Source organism: Laspinema sp. D2d (genome assembly GCF_025370755.1).
GTDB lineage: Bacteria > Cyanobacteriota > Cyanobacteriia > Cyanobacteriales > Laspinemataceae > Laspinema.
In genome coordinates this window covers 1-1,804 of the sequence record NZ_JAMXFC010000083.1, presented here as the reverse complement: position 1 = coordinate 1,804, position 1,804 = coordinate 1, and the positions used below count along the sequence as shown (strand labels likewise).

Annotated in this window: 2 protein-coding genes and 3 pseudogenes; 3 read left to right on the top strand and 2 right to left on the bottom strand. The window is 38.9% G+C overall.

The window, feature by feature from the left end:
* Positions 1 to 134: 134 nt before the first annotated feature.
* Positions 135 to 359: pseudogene (locus NG796_RS26665) on the bottom strand (IS5/IS1182 family transposase); the annotation flags it as partial.
* Positions 360 to 476: 117 nt separating this feature from the next.
* On the opposite strand from NG796_RS26665, the gene NG796_RS26660 reads away from it, so the two are divergent.
* The 3 genes and pseudogenes from NG796_RS26660 to NG796_RS26650 all read left to right on the top strand — a co-directional run bounded on the left by NG796_RS26660 (position 477) and on the right by NG796_RS26650 (position 1,187).
* Positions 477 to 710: a hypothetical protein gene (locus tag NG796_RS26660; protein ID WP_411268831.1), complete on the top strand. Its 234-nt coding sequence runs from the start codon at positions 477 to 479 to the stop codon at positions 708 to 710.
* A 12-nt stretch (positions 711 to 722) separates the two neighbouring features.
* A pseudogene (locus NG796_RS26655) lies at positions 723 to 845 on the top strand (transposase); the annotation flags it as partial.
* Positions 846 to 956: 111 nt separating this feature from the next.
* The gene (locus NG796_RS26650) at positions 957 to 1,187 is read left to right on the top strand and encodes a hypothetical protein (RefSeq protein ID WP_411268830.1); all 231 of its coding nucleotides are present in this window, start codon (positions 957 to 959) and stop codon (positions 1,185 to 1,187) included.
* A gap of 385 nt (positions 1,188 to 1,572) precedes the next feature.
* On the opposite strand, the pseudogene NG796_RS26280 reads toward NG796_RS26650, so the two are convergent.
* Positions 1,573 to 1,804 (bottom strand): annotated as a pseudogene (locus NG796_RS26280) (IS5/IS1182 family transposase); the annotation flags it as partial.

Below are 1,804 nucleotides of genomic sequence, written 5' to 3'. Positions count from 1 at the left end.
TTAGCATTGATGGCCCTAAAACCTCATAGAGCTTCGGAATTTTCGTCAAGGTCTAAATGCTCTATCCCTTATACAGCCACTGGTTTAGCTATCTTGTCACCCTCTCAGGTATGTAGGGTTTGCTGAAAAAGTTATCAAAAGCAGGGGGTGGCAAATGAACAAGAGGCCCCTCTGACTGTACCAATAAATAGGGCTTTACTTGGATTCTTTAATTCATAGCTAAAATTAATGCTTCGGCATAAAATTATAATATTTTGGAAAAATTGGCACAAAAAAAGACAGTAAAACTGCCTGAGCAGTTTCACTAGGTTGATCACTAAAAACGTAAGATTAATGAAGGTTTCCGAAGTCTTAGATAGGGCTTGCTGAAAAACCGCCAAACCCTTATGGATAAAGGCTTTAAGAAGTTTGAACAGAACACAAAAGACAGAAAAAAGAGGTAAAATTGGAAATTGTTGTGCATCGGTGAAGGGAAAATGTATCGAAAATCACAAAATCCCCTGGGGCCAGAAGAAGCCTTTGAACTTCCCTTTGAGGGCCAGCTGGATGAAGAAAATCGGTGGATTGTTCTGTCAAAGCTAATTCCGTGGTCCGAATTTGAGTCAGAATATGCCCAAAATTTTTCTGAAGAAATGGGGGCACCAGCCAAATCTTTTAGGATGGCACTGGCCGCTTTAATCATCAAAGAAAAATTGGGTGTCAGCGACTGAGAAACAGTTGAACAAATCCAAGAAAATCCTTATTTGCAGTACTTTATTGGACGAAATAGTTATCAGAATGAAGCGCCCTTTGACCCGTCAATAATGGTTCATTTTCGGCAAAGAATTAGTCCGGCTCTGCTTCAAAAAATTAATCGCCGAATTGTCCAACAAAGTCTAGGATTCAATCCGGAGGACCCCAACACAAAAAAGTTAGAAGAAGCCCCCAAGCCAAAAGGAAATAGAGGTCGGCTATTAATGGATGCAACGGTTGCCCCTGCCGATATCAAATACCCCACGGATGTGGACCTGTTAAATCAAGCAAGAAAAACTAGCGAAAGCATCATAGACCTCTTATATAAATCCCTTAAGGATAACCTAGACAAAAAACCGAGAACTTACAGAAAAAAGGCCAGAAAAGATTATTTAAAATTTTCTAAAAATAGGAAGCCCTCGGGAAAACAAAGGAGAGAAGCCGTTAAAAAATAACTGCAATATATCAAACGAAATTTGGCGCATATTGACAAGTTGATCGCTCAGGGGGCCAGCCTAAAACTGTTAAGAACAAGGCGATACAGGAATTTATTAGTCTTAAGCAAAATTTATCGTCAACAGGATTTGATTTGGTCAAATAATCAAAAAAGAATCGACCATCGGATTGTCAGTTTAACACAACCTCATGTCCGTCCAATCGTCCGAGGTAAATCAGGAATTCCTACGGAATTCGGAGCCAAGTTATCAGTTAGTTGTGTAGAAGGATATGTATTGCTCGAAAAATAAGAAAAGGAAAGTTATAATGAAAGTGGAGATTTTATTAGTCAAGTAGAGGCGTACAAAGAATTGACGGGATTTTACCCGGAATCAGTTCACATGGTTTTCTCTTTTTAGCGAATTTTAAATAATCTTTTCTGGCCTTCTTTCTGTAAGTTCTTGGTTTTTTGTCTAGGTTATCCTTCAAGGATTTATATAAGAGGTCTATGATAATTTCAGTAGTTTCTCTCGCTTGATTTAACAGATCCACATCCGTACGGTATTTGATGTCGGCAGGTGCTACTGTTGCATCCATTAATAGCTGACCTTTATTTTCTTTTGGCTTGGGGGCTTCT

What these genes read in the sequence shown, in the direction of transcription:
- NG796_RS26660 (WP_411268831.1), top strand. Translation starts at nt 477, where the DNA reads ATGTATCGAAAATCACAAAATCCCCTGGGGCCAGAAGAAGCCTTTGAA.
- NG796_RS26650 (WP_411268830.1), top strand. Translation starts at nt 957, where the DNA reads ATGGATGCAACGGTTGCCCCTGCCGATATCAAATACCCCACGGATGTG.